We start from the raw sequence: 19452 nt of genomic DNA, 5'->3' as shown, positions 1-19452 counted from the left end.
AAATTGGGTTTTCCAGGAAAATCAACACCTTAGTCGGATAAGAACTTTGCCCCGGGGCATCCGAGGCTGACTCGCCGCCGCCCGCCCGCGCGGGCGCTCCCGAAACACGGCACGACGGCGCGATCGCTCCCGCGAAAGCGGCCGTCCTTACAGAGCGGCTCCCTTCAAGAGCCGCCCCCTTCAACAAGGGGCGGATCTCGGTGGACAGGTCCCGGCTTTCGTAAAACAGCCTCATTCCATCGTCACAGCGGCGGGCGACACGGCGGATTGATTCCGGGTGCCGACGCGGGCATGTTCTCGCGACATCGTCGTTCGGAACGCGCTCGAGGCCGCCTGGCCCCGGCGGGATTCGCGATCAAGGTCCAAGACAGCACACGATGAACGCCCTTCCCGAGCTGACGCAACCGGTCGAGCCGCTAGCCCCCGAGGCCGCGGCTTTGCTGGTCGATCTCGGGATCGAGCCGCCGATCGTGCCGGGGGATGCCCGGCAGCAGCCGCTCGACCGGCGCGGGGTCTCGTTGCGCTGGCTCTTCGCCTGCACCCTCGTCGGCTCCTGCGGCGCGGCCTTGCTCGGCGCGGCGATCCTCGTCGCCATGCGCGGCGACACCAGCTTTCCCGAGCAGCCGGAGACGGTCGCGGTCCGCGCCGCCTCGGCGGCGGGGGATGGCGGCGGCGCCCGCAAGGCCGACAGGCTGGTCGCCGATCAGCCGGTCCTCTCCGCGCGCCACGCGCTGCGCGCGCCGATGTCGCAGCGGGTCGGCGCCCGCGAGGTGATCCGGGTGCGGCCCTTCGTGCGCCTCGCCACCGACCTCTCGCAGACCACCGGCGTCTATGCGACCGACATCCCGCCCTTCAATCCGCTGCGGCTGTTCGCCGAGGGCGGCCAGCCTGACGAGCGCTACGCCGAGCCGGTGCAGGACACGGCGGACGCCGACGTCACCATCGTCAAGCGCGATCTCGCCGATCTCGAGATCCCGCCGGGCAAGCCGCAGCTCACCGACAGCGAGGTCCTCTCGCAGGCCGAGGAGGAGCGCGCCAACGCCGCCTCCGGCCGCCAGCGCGCCCTGCCGATCCCGCCGCAACTGATGCTGAGCCGCACCCTGACCGGCGCGGCCCCCGCCGGCGGCGACATCCTCGGCTATGCGCCCGCCACGGATACGCGCTTCTCCGGCATCGAGGTCCGCGTCGTGCCCGAGAACGTCACCAACGCTCCCAAGACCCCGATCCCGGCCTCGCGCGAGCCGCCGGTCGAGGACAAGCTGGTGATGGCCAAGCGCGGCGAGAATTTCGAGCAGGTCATGCGCGGCGCCGGCGCCCAGCCCGAGCAGATCAGGGCGATGATCGCCGCCTTCGGCGGCAAGGTCAGGACCTCGCCCCTGCCCGATGGGCAGGTGCTGCAGGTTCTCTACGCTCCGGGGCCGGCCCCGGGCGATCCGCGCCAGATCATGCGCGTCTCGCTGCTGAGCAACGGCCAGCCCGACGGCACGGTCGCGATGAACGACCGGGGCGCCTTCGTCGCCGTCGACCTGCCGCGCCAGGATCTCGCCTCCCAGCGCCAGCAGCGGCGCGACGACGCGGACGAGGACGGCGACGAGGGCACCGGCGGCGCCACCCTCTATCAGAGCCTCTACGAGACCGGCGCCCGCCACGACCTGGCCCGGCCGCTGGTCGACGAGCTCGTGCGGATCTTCTCCTACGACCTCGATTTCCAGCAGCGCGTCCATGCCGGCGACAATCTGGAGGTGATCTTCACCGAGGACGACGAAGGCGAGCGCGGCGAGATCCTCTCCGCCAGCCTCACCGTCAACGGCGAGACGCGCCGGGTCTTCCGCTACCAGTCGCCGGAAGACGGGCTGATCGACTATTTCGACGAGGACGGCAAATCGCTGAAGAAGTTCCTGCTGCGCAAGCCCATCGCGGAAGGCCAGCTCCGCTCGGGCTTCGGCATGCGCTATCACCCGATCATGCGCTATTCGAAGATGCATACCGGCATCGACTGGGCCAACAAGATCGGCACACCCATCCTGGCCGCCGGCAACGGCACGGTCATCAAGGCCGGCTGGTCCTCCGGCTATGGCAAGCATACCGAGATCCAGCACGCCAACGGCTACGTCACCACCTATTCGCACCAGTCGAACTTCGCGGCCGGCATCGTTCCCGGCGCCAAGGTCCGCCAGGGGCAGGTCATCGGCTATCTCGGCTCGACCGGCCTCTCGACCGGGCCGCACCTGCATTACGAGGTGCTGGTCAACGGCAATTTCGTGAACCCGCTCAAGATCCGCGTGCCGCGCGGACGCGAATTGCAGGGCCCGACCCTGGCCGAGTTCAAGCGCCAGCGCGACGAGATCCGCGGCCTGATCGAGAAGGCCGGCGGGGCGGTCGCGCAGTTGCGCTGAGCGCATGGCGCGCCGGCGAGAGGCCGCTCGCCCTGCTTCCATGGTTGACATGTGCCCGCAAAGGCGACACCGCGAAACGGCATCCTGTCCTCGCGGCGTGACCTTCCGACCATGCTCGCCTCCCTCTTCGTCGTCCTGCCCGTCTTCGGGTTGATCGGGCTGGGCTATCTCGCCCGCGGGACGCGGCTGCTGCGGGAGAGCACGGGCGAAGGCCTCTCCGATTTCGTCTTCGTGCTGGCGGTGCCTTGCCTGCTGTTCCGCACGCTGGCCAAGGCGGACATCCCGCCGACCCAGCCCTGGGGCTACTGGATCGCCTATTTCAGCGGGCTCGCGGTGGTCTGGGTGCTGGCGATGCTGATCGCCGGCCGCTGCTTCGCGCGCAAGGGGCCGGAGCTGGTCGTCTCCGGCTTCGCCGCGGCGCAGTCGAACACCGTCTTCGTCGGCGTTCCGATGATCCTGAAGGCCTATGGCGACGCCGGCGCCGTGCCGCTCGGCCTGCTGCTGGCCGTCCATCTGCCGGTGACGATGACCGTCGCCACCCTCCTGGCGGAAGGGCGCTCGGCCTCGATCGCGATGCTGCTGCGCCGCCTCTTCGCCCATCCGATCATCATCGGCATCCTTCTCGGCTCGGCGGTGCGCCCCTTCCAGGCGCAGGTGCCCCAGCCTTTCTGGACGCTGATCGACCTGCTGGCCGGCGCGGCGGTGCCTTGCGCCTTGATCAGCCTCGGCATCGCCATGCGCCGCTACGGGCTCGAATCGGGTCTCGCCCTGCCGGCCGTGCTCAGCGCCCTCAAGCTCGGCCTCCATCCGCTGCTGGTCTACGGGCTTGCCGTCCACGTCTTCGCGATGCCGGCGCACTGGTCCGGGGTCGCTGTGCTCTTCGCCGCCTGCCCCTGCGGCATCAACGCCTATCTCTTCGCCGAGCGCTACCGGCAGGGCGTCGCCGACGCCTCGAGCGCGATCACGCTCTCGACTCTGCTCTCGCTGTTCACCACCGCGGCCTGGCTGACCTTCCTCGGCGTGGGCTAACCCGCCGGGCGCGCCCCGAGCTCATGCCGGATCATCCCGGCGCTGACGCCGCGCTCCCGCATCGCCGCCAGGCTCTCGGAGGAGCGGCTTTTCGCGAGCTTCCTGCCATCCGCGTCGATCAGCAGCCGATGGAAGTGGTAGAGCGGCGTCGGCAGGCCCAGCAGCCGCTGCAGCACGACATGGATGTCGGTGGCGGCCTCCAGATCCCGGCCGCGGACCACATGGGTCACGCCCTGCAGCGCATCGTCGACGACGACGGCGAGATGGTAGCTCGTCGGCACGTCCTTGCGCGCCAACACGATATCGCCCCAGCGGCCCGGCCGCGCCGCGACGAAGCGGCGGCCGCCCTCCTCGTCGAACAGCTCATAGCCCGCTCCGTCCCCGATCGCGGCCACGGCCTGCGCCATGTCGAGGCGCAGCACATGCGGCTCGCCCGCCGCGATCCGGCGCGCCGCCGCCGCCTCGTCCAGCATCTGGCAGGAGCCGGGATAGAGCGGAGCCCCGTCCGGATCCGCCGGCCAGGCGCCGCCGGCCGCGCTCTCGCGGCCCATCACGGCGGCCCTGATCTCCTGCCGCGAGCAGAAGCAGGGATAGACCAGCCGCCGCGCCCGCAGCGACGCCAGCGCCGAGGCGTAGTCGCCGAAATGCGCGGATTGCCGCCGGACCGGCTGCTCGAAGCGGATGCCGAGCCAGTCGAGATCGGCGAGGATGCCGTCGACGAATTCCGGCCGGCAGCGGCCGCGGTCGATATCCTCGATCCGCAGCAAGAGCCGGCCGCCGAAGCGCCGCGCCAGCGCCTCGTTGGTCAGGGCGGAGAGGGCATGGCCGAGATGCAGCCGCCCGTTCGGGCTCGGCGCGAAGCGGAAGACGGGCTTGCCGGGAGGCTTGCAGAAATCGGGTGGAGGTGCGGGCATCGGTTCGATCTTGAGTTCGATCGCTTCTAGAGTCTGCTTCCTTTTGACGGAACCACGCTGCTGACGCGATCGACCACCGTGCAAGAGCCATCCTGACGCCATGACCGACCGAATCACCTGCGATGCCGATCTGGAAGAAGGAATGGCCGCCCTCGCCGCACGCCATCCCGACTGGCGGGCGCTGATCGCCCGCACCGGCCTGCCCCCGCTCAGGCTGCGCGAAGGCGGCCTCGCCGGGCTCGCCGGCATCATCGTCTCGCAGCAATTATCGGTCGCCAGCGCAAGGGCGGTCTGGAATCGCGTCGCGAGCGTCTTCGTACCGCTGACGCCGGAGCGGCTGCTCGCCGCGACCGACGACGACATGCGCCTGTCCGGCCTGTCGCGGCCGAAGCAGCGCACCCTGCTGGCGCTGGCGGCGGCGCTGGCCGATGGGCGCTTCGCCTTCGAAGCGCTCGAGAGCATGGGCCCGGAGGAGGTCCATGCCGCGATGACCGCGCTTCCGGGGATCGGGCCCTGGACGGCCGATGTCTATCTGCTTTTCTGTCTCGGGCACCGGGACGGTTTCGCCGCCGGCGATCTCGCCATCCAGGAGGCGGCCCGCCATGCCTTCGGCCTGCCGGCGCGGCCGAAGCCCGCCGCTCTCACCGCGATGGCGGAGGCCTGGCGCCCCTGGCGCGGCGTCGCGGCGCGTCTGCTCTGGGCCGACTACGCCGTGCTGAAGCGCCGCGAGGGCATCAACGCCTGAGCCGGCGGCCAGCCGAAGGATGAGCCCTACGGAGATCCGGGACGAGGATGTCGTTCCCCGGAGCGGCTCAGCGCCGCAAGATCAGCGCCCCAGCTCAGCCGCGCACGACCTTGAGCGCCGTCTGCGCCGCCGCGCGCAGCATGCTGCTGTCGCTCATCACCGTCACCATGCGCGCGCCCAGAGCGAGGCCTTCCCGGGCGCGTTCGGCGGTCGCCGCATAGAGCGCGACCGGCTTGTTCACGGCGGAGGCCCGGGCGACGACATGCTTCAGCGCCTCGTCGACCTCGCGGGCGGTCGCATCGACCCTGGCCCCGCCCGACAGCGCGATCGACAGGTCTGAGGGACCGACGAAAAGGGCGTCGATGCCCTCAAGCGCCAGAATGTCGTCGACGATCGCCATCGCCTCGCGCGTCTCGATCATCGCGAAGGTCATCGAGAAACCGTTGGCCGCCTTGAGATAGCTGTTCTGGTCGAGCCCCGAGGCACCCAAGCCACCATAGCTGCCCCAGCTCCGTTCGCCGAGCGGCGGGTATTTGGCATAGGCCGCGAAGGTCCGCGCATCCTCCATCGTGTTGATCATCGGCGCGATCACCCCGGAGGCGCCGGAATCGAACAGCTTCGAGACGTTCTGGAATTCCCCGACGGGGACGCGGGCGATCGCGGGCTTGCCGGCGGCATTGATCAGCGGAATGGCGCGGATCACCTCGCCGAGGGTGATCGGCCCGTGCTGCATGTCGAGGGTGATCGCGTCGAAACCCTCCTGCGCCAGGATGGCGGAGGTCGAGGGGTCGGGCAGGCCGCACCAGGCCGAAACGACGGTCTCGCCCTTCGCGAAGCGATCGGCGAGGGAGGACAGGACGGTGGGCTTGGCCATGGGCGTTGATCCGTTGCAGGCCCGCTCCCGGTGATCGGCGGGCCGGTGCAAATTGGACCGGCCCGGCCCCAAAAAGCAAACGGGCGCCCATGCGCCCGTTTCAACATCGCCTTGCGCGGACCGGGATGCGGTCAGCGGCCCGCCTGGATCTCCTCGGCGGCCTGGATCAGCAATTCCGCCATCACCCGGCGGATCTCCGCCTCGGCGACCGTGACATTGGCCTGGGCGAAGTCGTTCTTGACCTTGCGCAGCACGTCCTCCTCGCCGGCTTCCTCGAAATCCGCCACGACGACCGCCTTGGCGTAGGCCTCGGCATCCGCGCCGCTCTTGCCCAGCTTCTCGGCCGCCCACAGCCCGAGCAGCTTGTTGCGCCGCGCCGTCGCCTTGAAACGCAGCTCCTCGTCATGGGCGAACTTGTTCTCGAAGGCGTCCTTGCGCTGGTCGAAGGTCGTCATGCGGCGTCTGGCTCCTGTACGGGGCGTGAAAGGGCGTCGTCCGCTCCATATAGGCGGTCGCGGCGGCGAGGGCCAGCTTCTCCCATGGCGGGAAGGACGGGTTTCAGGAGCTCTTAAGCTTCCCGGAGGGCCGTGCAGCCGATTTGTTGCGTTTGCGGGCGAGACACTCCATATAGCAGGCGCATGCGCCCTCCGGCGCAATGCGCGAAGCCGGCCAGGCGCTGGTCCGCGGTCCCACGGATCGCCGGGACCGGCCCCGACCGGCAGATCAGGGGCCAAGATCCCGCCGCGACCCCATCGCGTCCAGAGAAGGGCCGACCTTTGGATTTCCTCAAGCCACGGTACATCCCCATGAATCGCCGCCGTCGCATCTACGAAGGCAAGGCGAAGGTCCTCTATGAAGGACCCGAGCCCGGTACGCTGATCCAGCATTTCAAGGACGACGCCACCGCCTTCAACGCGAAGAAGCACGAGGTGATCGACGGCAAGGGCGTGCTCAACAACCGCATCTCCGAGCACATCTTCTCGAACCTGAACGACATCGGCGTGCCGACGCATTTCATCCGCCGGCTGAACATGCGCGAGCAGCTCATCCGCGAGGTCGAGATCATCCCGCTCGAGGTGCGCGTCCGCAACGTCGCCGCCGGTTCGCTGGCGACCCGGCTCGGCCTCGAGGAGGGCACCCAGCTCCCCCGCTCGATCATCGAGTTCTACTACAAGAACGAGGCGCTCAACGACCCGATGGTCTCGGAAGAGCACATCACCGCCTTCGGCTGGGCGACGCCGCAGGAGATCGACGACATCATGGCGCTCGCCATCCGCGTCAACGACTTCCTCTCCGGCCTGTTCCTCGGCGCCGGCATCCGCCTCGTCGACTTCAAGATGGAGACGGGCCGGCTCTGGGAGGGCGAGATGATGCGCATCGTCGTCGCCGACGAGATCAGCCCCGATTCCTGCCGGCTCTGGGACATCCGCTCCAAGGACAAGCTCGACAAGGACCGCTTCCGCCGCGACATGGGCGGCCTGATCGAGGCCTATACCGAGGTCGCCCGCCGCCTCGGCATCCTGGGCGAGAACGAGAATCCCGGCCAGAGCGGCCCGCGCCTCGTGAAGTGAGCGCCTTCGCCCGGCCCCGATCGCGATCGAAGCGGGAGCGCATGCGCTCCCGTTTTCATGTCGCGCCCCTGCTGCTCGCGGCCGGGCTCCTCCTCTGCGCCTGCGCCGAGCGCTATGGCGCGCCGATCGCCGATCTGCCGGCCTCGGCCGGCTGGCAGCCTCTGCCGATCGGCGCCTGGGTGCTGAATGACGGGCTCGAAGCCCGTTCCATGGCGTTCTGCCCGCGCGACGCCTGCGCGCGCCAGGGCTTTGCGGCCGTCGTCGCCTTCGAGGGCGCCGAGGCGCGGCGCATGGAGCAGGCGCTGTCGGAGAAGCCGGCGGAGCTCGCCCGCTCCTTCGCGCGGCTCGATCGGGAAAAGGCGGCGGCCAGGGCCGCGGAGCTGCGCCGCGCCGGCAGGAAGCCGCCGAAGCCGAAGCCCGAAGGCAGCGTCACCGATTACGCCCGCTTCGACTCGCAGGACGCCAGGGGCATTCTCGTCACCATCCGCGCCAAGGACGCGCCCGCCCGGCAGGGCGTCGCGGCCATCCTCTACGGACGCATGGGCGACCGCCTCGTCGTCGCCCTCGCCGTCAGCGACGACACCGAGGCGGCGAAGCGCGACGCCGAAGCCGCCTGGCGCAGCCGCTGATTCACGTGAAACCGCGGGAATCGGTTGAGCCCGCCCCGATTCATCGCTAAGGCACCCCATGACAATCCGCGCCCGGAGATCCCCATGAAAGCCCGCGTCACCGTCACCCTGAAGAACGGCGTGCTCGATCCGCAGGGCAAGGCGATCGAGGGCGCGCTGAAGTCGCTCGGCATCGACGGCGTCGAGGCGGTGCGCCAGGGCAAGGTCTTCGACATCGAGCTCTCGACCGCCGACAAGGCCGCCGCCGAGACCGCGCTCAAGGCGGCTTGCGACAAGCTGCTCGCCAACACCGTGATCGAGAACTACCGCGTCGAGATCGGAGGCTGAGCCGATGAAGGCCGCCGTCATCACCTTCCCCGGCTCCAACCGCGACGGCGACGTCGCCAAGGCGCTGAAGCAGGCCGGCGCCGCGGTCGTCCCTGTCTGGCACGCCGATACCGAGCTGCCGGCCGGGACCGATCTCGTCGTGCTGCCCGGCGGCTTCTCCTATGGCGACTATCTGCGCACCGGCGCCATCGCCGGCCGCGCCCACATCATGGACGCAACCCGGGCGCACGCCGCCCGCGGCGGCTATGTGCTCGGCATCTGCAACGGTTTCCAGATCGCCTGCGAGGCCGGGCTCCTGCCCGGCATCCTCGTCCGCAACGCCCATCTGAAATTCGTCTGCAAGCGCCAGCATCTCACCGTGGAGCGCAACGACACGCCCTTCACCCGCGCCTATGCCAAAGGCCAGGCGATCGACGTCTGCATCGCCCATGGCGAGGGCAACTACATCGCCGATGCGCAGACGCTGGCGCGCCTCGAAGGCGAGGGCCTCGTCGCCTTCCGCTATGCCGATGCCGGCGGCAAGGTCACGGCCGAGGCCAACCCGAACGGCTCGCTCAACAACATCGCCGGCATCTATTCGCCGGGCTTCAACGTGCTCGGCCTGATGCCGCACCCGGAGAACCTGATCGATTCGCTGGTCGGCGGCACCGACGGGCGCGGCCTGTTCGAAAGCCTGGTCGCGGCCAAGGCGGCCTGAACATCCGGTTCTTCCGGAACGCGACCGAGAGCACTCCTTTGGCGATGAAACGCGGGTCATCCCGGGCTTGAGCCGGGATCCATGCCGGAACGTTTCCGATAAAGATTCAGGCATGGATCCCGGATCGGCGCCGCTTCGCGGCTTGTCCGGGATGACCGCGCTTCATGGAAGGCGAAGCGCGCCCTAATTTCCCTTCAGCGCCCGCTGCAGCATTCGCCCGGCCGCCCGCTCGTCGAGCGGGCCGACATGCTTGTCGAGGATGCGCCCGTCCGGCCCGATCAGGAAGGTCTCGGGCACGCCGTAGACGCCCCATTCGATCGCGGCGCGCCCGCCCCTGTCGGCGCCGACGGCGGAGAACGGATTGCCGAGAGCGCCGAGGAAGCGGCGGGCGTTCTCGGCCTCGTCCTTGTAGTTCATCCCGACCAGCGCGACCTTGCCCTGCCGGACCGCGTCGGTCTGCGAGAGCCCGACCAGCACCGGATGCTCCACCCGGCAGGGCGCGCACCAGCTCGCGAAGACGTTGACCAGCGCCGCCCGCCCCCGGGCGAGATCGGCATTGCCGAAGGCCGGCACCGGCTCGCCGTCGCGCATCAGCCCCTCGACCGGAGCCAGCGCGATCGCCGGCGCGGCCTTGCCGATCAGCGCCGATGGCACGCGGCTGGCATCGCCCGAAAACAGGCCGATGCCGAAAACGATGGCGAGCGCCCCGAACAGGATCAGCGGCACCAGGAACAGCAGCGGAGACCGGCGCCGGGGCGCGGCTTCGTCCGTCCCGGGCGGCGTCTGCCGCTCGGCCTCGGCGGCGCTCACGGCGCCTCTCCGCCCGGGCGCCGCCGCCCGGCGCCGCGCTGCTCCAGCGCGGCGAGCGCCCGCTTCTGCGCCCAATGGTCCCGGACGATCGCCAGGGTCAGCCCGGCAAGGATGACCGCGACCGCTGCATAGGAGGCCAGGATGAAGCCGGCATGCGGGCCGAGGCTCTGGATCAGGGCGCTCATGCCGGGGCGCTCCCCGCCCGAGCCGCCAGCCGGTCGAGCCGCTCGGCCTCGAGGATCGTCAGCGTCCGCACGCGCCGGCGCATGATCTCGGCCCGCATCGCCGCCATGTGCAGCGTCAGCGCGAACAGGGTGAAGCCCAGCGCCAGCACCAGCAGCGGCCAGAGCATCGAGCCGTCGATGGTCGAGCCGCCCATGCGGAAGACCGAGGCCGGCTGGTGCAGCGTGTTCCACCAATCGACCGAGAACTTGATGATCGGCACGTTGACGAAGCCGACCAGCGTCAGGATCGCGACCGCCCGCCCGGCCCGCGACGGCTCGTCCAGCACGCGCCAGAGCGCGATGATGCCGAGATAGATCAGGAACAGCACCAGCACCGAGGTCAGCCTGGCGTCCCAGACCCAGTAGGTCCCCCACATCGGCTTGCCCCAGAGCGCCCCGGTGACCAGGCAGACCAGCGCGAAGCAGGCGCCGATCGGCGCCGCCGCCTTCTGTGCGACATCGGCGAGGGGATGGCGCCAGACCAGCGTGCCGAGCGCCGAGACCGCCATCATCGCGTAGAACATCATGGCGAGCCAGGCCGCCGGCACATGCACGAACATGATGCGGATGGTCTCGCCCTGCTGATAGTCGGGGGGCGCCACGAACCAGGCGAGATAAAAGCCGACGGCGAGCAGCAGCGCCGACACCCCCGCGAGCCACGGCAGCAGCGCGGCGGAGAAGCGCATGAAGCGCGTCGGGTTGGCGAGGTCGATCAGGTTGGCCATGTCATCCGCAAACTCGTCCCGCGCCTGCCTCCAGGCCGGATTGCCGCAGCAATAGCAATGCCGGCGCGTTTCAAGCAATGCGCCGTTTCCGGCTGCGACATCACGAAGCTGCTCGCGGCAGCGCCGCCTGCGCCGCGACAAGCTCTTGCAAAGCCTGGCCTTTCAGCCACGCCGGGGGAAAGGCTCCGTTACGTCATCCGAATCGCCGTATCGCATTGAATATATTACAGATTTAGAACTCTCCGCTTGCGGGGCGCAGGCATGATCTCTACGGTTCGCGATCAGATGCGGGGGGAAGCGCCATGGAAGTGCGATTGTCCGATGCGATCCAGCGCAAGGTCGAGCTGGCGATCCGCTCGAAGGCCGGCCTGTCGCTCGTCGTCGACGTCTACGCCACGGCGCAGGAGATCCAGCGCGAGCACGCCGTCGACGACGCCGACCTCGACGCCATCGCCGCGACCGTCGCCCGTCTCGCGGCGCAATGCGGCTGCGCCGTCGAGCTCGGGCATCAGGAGGACCACCCTCACTCCGGCTGACGCAGCGCCGCCGCGGCCGCCAGCGTCCCGACCGCGACCGCAGCCAGCGACAATGCCGTCAGGATCAGGAACGGCGTGCGGAACGGCACCGTTCCGCCCAGCGCGGCGTTGGAAGCCGAAACGCCGAAGATCAGCACCGGAATCGTCAGCGGCGCGACCAGCACCGGCACGATCAGCCCGCCGCGGCGCAGGCTCGCCGCCAGCGCCGCGCCGGCCGCGCCGATGAAGCTCAGCGCCGGCGTGCCGACCAGCAGCGTCGCGGCAAGGGGCAGCATGGCTTCCCCCGGCAGCGCGACCAGCAGGCCGAGCAGCGGCGAGACGAGCGCCAGCGGCAGGCCGGTCGTCAGCCAATGCGCCAGCCCCTTGGCCAGAACCGCCCCCTCGAGCGGCAGCGGCGACATCCGCATCAATTCGAGCGAGCCGTCCTCCTCGTCGTGCTGGAACAGCCGGTCGAGCCCGATCAGGACCGCGAGCAGCGCCCCGAGCCAGAGGATCGCCGGCCCCAGCCGCGATAGCAGGTTGAGATCCGGGCCGAGCGCGAAAGGCACCAGAACGACGAGCGTCAGGAAGAAGACGAGCGCGAGCTCGCCGCCGCCGCCGGCGCGCGCGGCAAGCACGAGGTCGCGCTTCAGGATGGCGAGGAAGGCGCCGGTCACGCACACCCCCCGTCATTCCGGGGCGCCCCACGGGGGCGAGCCCGGAACCCATGCGCACGGGGAAAGCCGGGACAGGCGAGACGAACGTCGCCGCCGGTGATCGCCGGACGGTGTTCGTCGGTGCCGGGCTCGTCGCGGAGCCTATCCGTGGGCCGACCACAGGCCGGGCCCGAGGGCGATGCCCCGCAATGACGGCCGAGGACCGCATGCACCGCCATCATGGCCCGATCCTCAATTCGCGCGCGTCCAGCCCGAGCGGCCCATGCGTCGCGGCGAGGATGGCCCCGCCCGCCCGCAGATGATCGCGCATCAGCCCGGCCAGCATCGCCTGCGAAGCGGCGTCGAGCGCCGACATCGGCTCGTCGAGCAGCCAGTAGGGGCGCCGCGAGACCAGCAGCCGCGCCAACGCCACCCGCCGCCGCTGCCCGGCCGAGAGATAGCCGACCGGCAGGGCGGACGCATGGGCGAGCCCGACGGCGGCGAGCGCCGCCTCGGGCGAGGCCGCCGGACTGCCCAGCAGGTCCTGCGCGAAGGCGAGGTTCTCGCGCGCCGTCAATGCGGTCTTGAGCCCGTCGCGATGGCCGACGAGGTGGCTGAGCTCGCCGAGCTCCGCCTCATCCGCCCCGTCGATGCGGATGCTGCCGCCATCGGGCCGGAGCCGCCCGCAGAGCATGGCGATCAGGCTCGACTTGCCGGCGCCGTTGCGGCCGGTCAGCGCCAGCGCCTCGCCACCGCCCAGCGACAGGCTCACCCCCTCGAAAATCAGCCTGCCGCCGCGGCGGCAGGACAGGTTCTCGACATGGAGCCGCAGATTCGGGACCGGAGTTTGCGTCAAGGCAGCATTGCCGCCGATGCATTCGACCACATTTCGTTCATGTAGCGCGCTTCTTGGAATTGCTCTATAGAACCCGCGGCTACGCCGCACGCCGATCCGGCGCGGGGCTCGGGCACTCCCGGGGCGGCGCGCGCGTCACGCGCATTAGGCCTTCGAACGGCAGCGTCCGCAAGGGAAGAAACCCTTGAGGACATGCCGGTCGCGACCGCAACCCCTTGATCAGGATATCGCCGACATGGCTTCGCTCGATTCATTCAAGGCCCGCAGGACACTCGATGTCGGCGGCAAGAGCTATACCTATTATTCGCTGCCCGACGCCGAGAAGAACGGGCTGCCCGGCATCTCGAAGCTGCCCTTCTCGATGAAGGTGCTGCTCGAGAACCTGCTGCGCTTCGAGGACGGCCGCTCCGTCACCAAGGACGACATCAAGGCCTTCGTCGCCTGGCTCGACGACAAGGGCAAGGCCGGCAAGGAGATCGGCTTCCGCCCGGCCCGCGTGCTGATGCAGGACTTCACCGGCGTCCCCGCCGTGGTCGACCTCGCCGCGATGCGCGACGGCGTCAAGGCGCTCGGCGGCGACGCCCAGAAGATCAACCCGCTCGTCCCGGTCGACCTCGTCATCGACCACTCGGTCATCGTCGATGAGTTCGGCTCGCCGAAGGCCTTCGCCAAGAACGTCGAGCTCGAATACGAGCGCAACGCCGAGCGCTACAAGTTCCTGAAATGGGGCCAGGGCGCCTTCGACAATTTCCGCGTCGTGCCCCCGGGCACCGGCATCTGTCACCAGGTCAATCTCGAATACCTCGCCCAGACCGTCTGGACCCGGCGTGAGACGATCGACGGCGCCGAGGTCGAGGTCGCCTATCCCGACACGCTGGTCGGCACCGATTCGCACACCACCATGGTCAACGGCCTGGCCGTGCTCGGCTGGGGCGTCGGCGGCATCGAGGCCGAGGCCGCCATGCTCGGCCAGCCGCAGTCGATGCTGCTGCCGGAGGTGATCGGCTTCAAGCTCACCGGCGCGCTCAAGGAAGGCATCACCGCCACCGACCTCGTGCTCACCGTCACCCAGATGCTGCGCAAGAAGGGCGTCGTCGGCAAGTTCGTCGAGTTCTTCGGCCCCGGCCTCTACAACCTGACGCTGGCCGACCGCGCCACCATCGCCAATATGGGCCCGGAATACGGCGCGACCTGCGGCTTCTTCCCGGTCGATGCCGAGACGCTGGACTACCTGACCACGACCGGCCGCAAGGCGGAGCGCATCGCGCTGGTCGAGGCTTATACCAAGGCGCAAGGCCTGTTCGCCACCCGCGAGACCGCCGATCCTGTCTTCACCGACACGCTCGAGCTCGACCTCTCGACGGTGCAGCCCTCGATGGCCGGTCCGAAGCGCCCCGAGGGCCGCGTCGATCTCGGTGCCGTCAAGGCCGGCTTCGCCGCCGCCATGGAGACCGACTACAAGAAGGGCGGCGAGCTCTCCCGCCGCGTGCCGGTTGAAGGCGAAGACTTCGACCTCGGGCACGGCGACGTCGTCATCGCGGCGATCACCTCCTGCACCAACACCTCGAACCCCTCCGTGCTGATGGCGGCGGGCCTGCTCGCCCGCAAGGCCGTCGAGAAGGGGCTCAAGGTCAAGCCCTGGGTCAAGACCTCGCTGGCGCCCGGCTCGCAGGTCGTGGCGGAATACCTGGCCAAGTCCGGCCTGCAGACCGATCTCGACAAGCTCGGCTTCAACCTGGTCGGCTTCGGCTGCACCACCTGCATCGGCAATTCCGGACCGCTGCCGGCGCCGATCTCGAAGACGATCAACGAGAAGGGGCTGATCGCCGGCGCCGTCATCTCCGGCAACCGCAACTTCGAAGGCCGCGTCTCGCCCGACGTGCAGGCGAACTACCTCGCCTCGCCGCCGCTGGTCGTCGCCTATGCGCTCGCGGGCTCCGTCCAGATGGACCTGACGACGCAGCCGCTCGGCCGGGGCTCCGACGGCAAGGATGTCTATCTGAAGGACATCTGGCCCTCCAACAAGGAGATCCAGAGCTTCATCCAGCAGAACGTCACCCGTGCGATGTTCGAGGAGAAATACGCCGACGTCTTCAAGGGCGACGCCCATTGGCAGGCGGTCGACGCGCCCAGGAGCGAGACCTATGCCTGGGACGATTCCTCGACCTATGTGCAGAACCCTCCCTATTTCCAGGGCATGCACCGGAATCCGGATCCGATCGGCGACATCAAGGGCGCCCGTATCCTCGGCCTGTTCGGCGACAAGATCACCACCGACCACATCTCCCCGGCCGGCTCGATCAAGGCCGCCTCGCCGGCGGGCCAGTACCTGACCGAGCACGGCGTCGCGGTCGCCGACTTCAACCAGTACGGCACGCGCCGCGGCAACCACGAGGTGATGATGCGGGGCACCTTCGCCAATATCCGCATCCGCAACCACATGCTCGGCCCGAACGGCCGCGAGGGCGGCTACACCATCCACTATCCCTCGAAGGAAGAGCTGCCGATCTACGACGCGGCGATGCGCTACAAGCAGGAGAAGGTGCCGCTGGTGATCTTCGCCGGCGTCGAATACGGCAACGGCTCCTCGCGCGACTGGGCGGCCAAGGGCACCAACCTGCTCGGCGTCAAGGCCGTGATCGCCCAGAGCTTCGAGCGCATCCACCGCTCGAACCTGGTCGGCATGGGCGTCGTGCCCTTCACCCTGCAGGAAGGCACGAGCTGGGCCTCGCTCGATCTCAAGGGCGACGAGATGGTCACCATCCACGGCCTGGCCAACGTCAAGCCGCGCCAGATGATGGAAGCCGAGATCACCTATGCCGACGGCACGGTGAAGAAGGTGCCGATCCTCTGCCGCATCGATACGCTGGATGAGATCGACTACTACAAGAACGCCGGCATCCTGCAATACGTGCTGCGCGGCCTGGCCGCGTAGGCACCCCATCCCGAAGGCCGCCCCGGGGGCGGCCTTCGCCGACCGGCGTTCCAACGGCATGGCCGGTGCAAACCGGCCATGTTCCTATTCAAGCCCGGTCCCGGTTGTCCTCGCGCCCGGCGCGGTGTAAGGGGGCCGACCAGTCATCCTCGGCGGAGACTTGGGGCAGGCGACGGGAACTCATCCCGCGCTCGGATGTCGTCCGCCATCACAGATAATAGACGGGAGTACCCGCATGTCCGCCACCTTCGAGACGGTCGCCGGCATCATTTCAGAAACCTCCGATATTCCGCGTGAGAAGATCACGCCGCAGAGCCATGCCATCGACGATCTCGGAATCGATTCGCTGGCCTTCCTCGACATCGCCTTCGCGATCGACAAGGCCTTCGGCATCAAGCTGCCGCTGGAACAGTGGACGCAGGAGGTCAACGAGGGCAAGGCGCCGGCCGAGCAGTATTTCGTGCTCGAGAACCTCTGCAAGCGCATCGACGACTTGGTCGCCGCCAAGAAGGCGTAAGCATCCCGTCGTCGCCGGCCCTTGAGCCGGCGGGCCGCTCCCGATAGAGCATTGACCCCGCGATGCGGATCAAGCGGTCCGTGTCGCGGCTTCGCGTCGTTCCGGCGCCCATCACAGTCAGGGATCGCATGCGGCTCGAATATTTCGACATGATCGACAAGGTGGTCGCCTTCGATCCGTCGCAGAAGCGCATCGTCACGCGCTCGACGGTCCCGAGCGCGAGCCCGGTCTTCGAAGGCCATTTCCCCGGACATCCGCTCGTCCCGGGCGTGCTGCTGACCGAGACCATGGCCCAGGCCTCGGGCTATCTCCTCCTCGGCCTCAACGGGCTCTCCCAGATGCCTTTCCTGATGACCGTCGACAGGGCGCGCTTCCGCACCTTCGTCGCGCCGGAGACCGAGCTCGAGGCCAGCGCCGAGCTGGTCGTCGAGGGCTCGGGCTACGCCGCCACCAAGGCGAAGCTGACCAGCAACGGCAAGCCGATCTGCGACGCCGAGCTGCGCTTCCGCCTGATGCCCTTCCCCGCCGACATGCGCGCCCTCATGCTGGGCCGCATCGAAGCCATCGGCCTGAAGCCGGAGCCTGCTCCATGAGCGATATGACGCTGAACCGCCGGGACGTGGTCATCACCGGCATCGGCATCGCCTCCAGCCTCGGCGAAGGCGTCGAGACCCATGCCGCGGCGCTCGCGGCCGGCGGCCCGCCGGTCGTCGATACCGAGAGCTTCAAGCCCTATCCGCTGCATCCGCTGGCCGCGCTGGAGCTCGACCGACAGATTCCGAAGAAATCCGACCAGCGCCAGATGGAACCCTGGCAGCGCCTCGGCGTCTACGCCGCCGGGCTCGCGCTCGATTCCGCCGGGATCAAGGACGACGCCGAGGCCAGGAGCACGCTGCAGGTCATCGTCGCCGCTGGCGGCGGCGAGCGCGACCATGCCGTCGATTCCGCCATTCTCACCGGGCTGCGCGACGCGAGCGCGCCCGGCGCCTATCTCAACGAGCGCCTGATGAGCGACCTCAGGCCCACGCTCTTCCTGGCCCAGCTCTCGAACCTGCTCGCCGGCAACATCGCCATCGTGCACGGCATCACCGGCCCCTCGCGCACCTTCATGGGCGAGGAGCAGGCCGGCGTCGACGCGATCCGCACCGCCCATGCCCGGATCGCCTCGGGCCAGTCCGATCTGATGCTGGTCGGCGGCGCCTACAATGCCGAGCGCCGCGACATGCTGCTGCTGCTCGAGCTCGGCGGCTATCTGCGCCGCGGCGGCTTTGCCCCGGTCTTCGCCCGCGAGGACGCGCCGGGCCTGATCACCGGCAGCGCCGGCGCTTTCCTCGTGCTGGAATCGGCCGAGCGCGCCGCCGCGCGCGGTGCGAAGGTCCACGCCAGGCTGAACCGGGTGGGCGCCGCCCGCAGCCGGCGGGCTCCGGGCACGGTCGAAGCGGCGCTGACGGAGCTCGTCGGCGGCTTCGGCTCCCTCGGGCCCGACACGCTCGCCGTCTCGGCGGCGACGGGCTGCGCCCGCATCACCGCCGAGGAAGCGCATGCGCTCGCCAAGGCGGCTCCGGCCGCGAAGCGGGTCGCCACCGGCGATCTCGTCGGCCACGGCGTCGAGGCCGCCTTCCCCGTTTCCGTCGCCCTCGCGGCGATCGCGCTCTCGACCGGGCAGGCGCAGCAGGCCGTCGTCACCGGCGCCGGCCACTGGCGCGGCGAAGGCGCCGCGCATCTGGTTCACGCGTGAGGGGTTGAAGCCATGACCACGCATCGAGACGCCAAGGGCCGCCCGATCGTCGCCGTCACCGGGCTGGGCGTCGTCACCTCGCTCGGCCAGGGCAAGGAGACGAACTGGCAGGCGCTGACGGCAGGCAAATCCGGCATCCACCGCATCGAGCGCTTCCCGACCGAGGGCTTGCGCACCACCATCGGCGGCACGGTCGACTTCCTGTTCGACGAGCCCTTCACCGCTCCGCAGCTCTCCGAGAAGCTGGCAACGCTGGCGGCCGAGGAAGCCGTCGCCCAGAGCGGCCTCGGCGGCTCCGGCGATTTCCCCGGCGAGCTCTTCATGGCGGTTCCGCCGGTCGAGATGGAATGGCCGCAGAAGCAGGAGATCGCCCGGAGCATCGCGGGCGCGGTCGATTATGACGGGCTGCTGCGCGCCGCCGAGACCGGCCGCTACCGGGCGATGCACGAATTGTTCGTCTTCGGCGGCGTCGCCGACCACATCGCCGACCGCTTCGGCACCAAGGGCTCGCCGATCTCGCTCTCGACCGCCTGCTCCTCGGGCGCGACCGCGATCCAGATGGGCGTCGAGGCGATCAGGAGAGGCGACACGCAGGCCGCGCTCTGCATCGGCACCGACGGCTCGATCCATGCCGAGGCGCTGATCCGCTTCTCGCTGCTCTCGGCCCTCTCGACCCAGAACGACCCGCCGGAAGGCGCCGCCAAGCCGTTCTCGAAGAACCGCGACGGCTTCGTCATGGGCGAGGGCGCCGGCGCGCTGGTGCTGGAGGATTACGACCACGCGCTGGCGCGCGGCGCCACCATCCTCGGCGTCGTCGCCGGCTGCGGCGAGCGCGGCGACGGCTTCCACCGCACCCGCTCCAGCCCGGACGGCAAGCCCGCCATCCTCGCCATGCAGGACGCCCTGGCCGATGCCGGGCTGACGCCGGACGATGTCGACTACATCAACGCCCACGGCACCTCGACGCCGGAGAACGACAAGATGGAGGCGATGAGCTGCGCCGCCGTCTTCGGCGAGCGCATGGCGAGCCTGCCGATCTCCTCGAACAAGTCGATGATCGGCCATACGCTGACGGCGGCCGGCGCGGTCGAGGCGGTGATCTCCTTCCTGACCATCGCCAACGGCACGCTCCCCCCGACGATCAATCACCAGAATCCGGACCCGGCCATCGCGCTCGACGTCGTGCCGAACCAGGCCCGCAAGGCCAGGGTCAGGACGGTTCTGTCGAACTCCTTCGGCTTCGGCGGCCAGAATACCTGCCTCGTGCTGACGGCCCCGCCGGAAGCCGCATGAT

The 19452-nt window shown here is 69.4% G+C and carries 21 protein-coding genes; 13 read left to right on the top strand and 8 right to left on the bottom strand.

The annotated features are described in order from the left end of the window. The first annotated feature begins 377 nt into the window (after positions 1-377). Together ACWH43_RS23195 and ACWH43_RS23190 are read left to right on the top strand one after the other, a co-directional pair. A complete protein-coding gene (locus tag ACWH43_RS23195; protein WP_158448398.1) occupies positions 378-2396 on the top strand; it encodes a M23 family metallopeptidase in 2019 nt (672 codons plus the stop codon). Positions 2397-2507: 111 nt separating this feature from the next. Further along, a complete protein-coding gene (locus ACWH43_RS23190; RefSeq protein ID WP_158445022.1) occupies positions 2508-3425 on the top strand; it encodes an AEC family transporter in 918 nt (305 codons plus the stop codon). Here ACWH43_RS23190 and gluQRS read toward each other — a convergent pair. Continuing rightward, positions 3422-4339 carry a tRNA glutamyl-Q(34) synthetase GluQRS gene (gluQRS, locus tag ACWH43_RS23185; RefSeq protein ID WP_158445021.1) on the bottom strand — a complete coding sequence of 306 codons (918 nt, stop codon included), beginning with the start codon at positions 4337-4339 and terminating at the stop codon, positions 3422-3424. The two genes, ACWH43_RS23190 and gluQRS, sit on opposite strands and share 4 nt — an antisense overlap. A gap of 142 nt (positions 4340-4481) precedes the next feature. Here gluQRS and ACWH43_RS23180 point away from each other — a divergent pair, with 142 nt between their 5' ends. Further along, positions 4482-5084: a DNA-3-methyladenine glycosylase family protein gene (locus ACWH43_RS23180; protein ID WP_260349585.1), complete on the top strand. Its 603-nt coding sequence runs from the start codon at positions 4482-4484 to the stop codon at positions 5082-5084. 94 nt (positions 5085-5178) lie between these two features. Here the strand turns inward: ACWH43_RS23180 and ACWH43_RS23175 are convergent, their stop codons facing one another. Together ACWH43_RS23175 and ACWH43_RS23170 are read right to left on the bottom strand one after the other, a co-directional pair. Continuing rightward, complete coding sequence (locus tag ACWH43_RS23175) at positions 5179-5958, bottom strand: HpcH/HpaI aldolase family protein (protein WP_158445019.1); 780 nt, start codon at positions 5956-5958, stop codon at positions 5179-5181. 131 nt (positions 5959-6089) lie between these two features. Beyond that, complete coding sequence (locus tag ACWH43_RS23170) at positions 6090-6413, bottom strand: DUF1476 domain-containing protein (RefSeq protein ID WP_158445018.1); 324 nt, start codon at positions 6411-6413, stop codon at positions 6090-6092. Positions 6414-6734: 321 nt separating this feature from the next. Here ACWH43_RS23170 and purC point away from each other — a divergent pair, with 321 nt between their 5' ends. The 4 genes from purC to purQ all read left to right on the top strand — a co-directional run bounded on the left by purC (position 6735) and on the right by purQ (position 9182). Beyond that, positions 6735-7529: a phosphoribosylaminoimidazolesuccinocarboxamide synthase gene (purC, locus tag ACWH43_RS23165; protein WP_158445017.1), complete on the top strand. Its 795-nt coding sequence runs from the start codon at positions 6735-6737 to the stop codon at positions 7527-7529. A gap of 41 nt (positions 7530-7570) precedes the next feature. Further along, the gene (locus ACWH43_RS23160; RefSeq protein WP_158445016.1) at positions 7571-8158 is read left to right on the top strand and encodes a hypothetical protein; all 588 of its coding nucleotides are present in this window, start codon (positions 7571-7573) and stop codon (positions 8156-8158) included. 84 nt (positions 8159-8242) lie between these two features. Next, entirely contained in the window at positions 8243-8485 is a 243-nt protein-coding gene (gene purS / locus ACWH43_RS23155) for a phosphoribosylformylglycinamidine synthase subunit PurS (protein WP_158445015.1), read from the top strand. Positions 8486-8489: 4 nt separating this feature from the next. After that, positions 8490-9182, top strand: a complete 693-nt coding sequence (gene purQ, locus ACWH43_RS23150) for a phosphoribosylformylglycinamidine synthase subunit PurQ (RefSeq protein ID WP_158445014.1) — start codon at positions 8490-8492, stop codon at positions 9180-9182. A 183-nt stretch (positions 9183-9365) separates the two neighbouring features. Here purQ and ACWH43_RS23145 read toward each other — a convergent pair whose 3' ends face one another. From ACWH43_RS23145 to ACWH43_RS23135, 3 genes are read right to left on the bottom strand one after another with little or no spacing between them, the layout of a single operon-like run. After that, positions 9366-9992, bottom strand: a complete 627-nt coding sequence (locus ACWH43_RS23145; RefSeq protein WP_158445013.1) for a DsbE family thiol:disulfide interchange protein — start codon at positions 9990-9992, stop codon at positions 9366-9368. Beyond that, positions 9989-10177 carry a heme exporter protein CcmD gene (ccmD, locus tag ACWH43_RS23140; protein WP_158445012.1) on the bottom strand — a complete coding sequence of 63 codons (189 nt, stop codon included), beginning with the start codon at positions 10175-10177 and terminating at the stop codon, positions 9989-9991. Before ccmD ends, ACWH43_RS23145 begins: the two co-directional genes overlap by 4 nt. Beyond that, positions 10174-10941, bottom strand: coding sequence for a heme ABC transporter permease (locus ACWH43_RS23135; protein WP_260349587.1), 768 nt, complete (start codon positions 10939-10941; stop codon positions 10174-10176). The genes ccmD and ACWH43_RS23135 overlap by 4 nt, the downstream gene beginning before the upstream one ends. Positions 10942-11255: 314 nt before the next feature. Here ACWH43_RS23135 and ACWH43_RS23130 point away from each other — a divergent pair, with 314 nt between their 5' ends. Further along, positions 11256-11477, top strand: coding sequence for a hypothetical protein (locus ACWH43_RS23130; protein WP_158445011.1), 222 nt, complete (start codon positions 11256-11258; stop codon positions 11475-11477). Here the strand turns inward: ACWH43_RS23130 and ccmB are convergent. After that, complete coding sequence (gene ccmB, locus ACWH43_RS23125) at positions 11465-12133, bottom strand: heme exporter protein CcmB (RefSeq protein WP_158445010.1); 669 nt, start codon at positions 12131-12133, stop codon at positions 11465-11467. The genes ACWH43_RS23130 and ccmB overlap by 13 nt on opposite strands. A gap of 217 nt (positions 12134-12350) precedes the next feature. After that, entirely contained in the window at positions 12351-12944 is a 594-nt protein-coding gene (gene ccmA, locus ACWH43_RS23120) for a heme ABC exporter ATP-binding protein CcmA (protein ID WP_158445025.1), read from the bottom strand. Positions 12945-13203: 259 nt separating this feature from the next. On the opposite strand from ccmA, the gene acnA reads away from it, so the two are divergent. The 5 genes from acnA to ACWH43_RS23095 all read left to right on the top strand — a co-directional run bounded on the left by acnA (position 13204) and on the right by ACWH43_RS23095 (position 19451). Then, complete coding sequence (acnA, locus tag ACWH43_RS23115; protein WP_158445009.1) at positions 13204-15903, top strand: aconitate hydratase AcnA; 2700 nt, start codon at positions 13204-13206, stop codon at positions 15901-15903. A gap of 235 nt (positions 15904-16138) precedes the next feature. After that, positions 16139-16420 (top strand): acyl carrier protein, encoded by a 282-nt coding sequence (locus ACWH43_RS23110; protein ID WP_158445008.1) that lies wholly within the window; start codon positions 16139-16141, stop codon positions 16418-16420. Positions 16421-16548: 128 nt separating this feature from the next. Further along, positions 16549-17013 (top strand): 3-hydroxyacyl-ACP dehydratase FabZ family protein, encoded by a 465-nt coding sequence (locus tag ACWH43_RS23105; RefSeq protein WP_158445007.1) that lies wholly within the window; start codon positions 16549-16551, stop codon positions 17011-17013. Further along, a complete protein-coding gene (locus tag ACWH43_RS23100) occupies positions 17010-18158 on the top strand; it encodes a beta-ketoacyl-ACP synthase (RefSeq protein ID WP_260349588.1) in 1149 nt (382 codons plus the stop codon). Before ACWH43_RS23105 ends, ACWH43_RS23100 begins: the two co-directional genes overlap by 4 nt. Before the next feature lie 12 nt (positions 18159-18170). Continuing rightward, entirely contained in the window at positions 18171-19451 is a 1281-nt protein-coding gene (locus tag ACWH43_RS23095; protein ID WP_158445006.1) for a beta-ketoacyl-ACP synthase, read from the top strand. The last annotated feature ends 1 nt before the right edge of the window (position 19452 follow it).

Source organism: Allobosea minatitlanensis, from assembly GCF_964020775.1.
The sequence above is the reverse complement of the archived record's forward strand: the minus strand, read 5'-3'. Positions and strand labels throughout refer to the sequence as shown.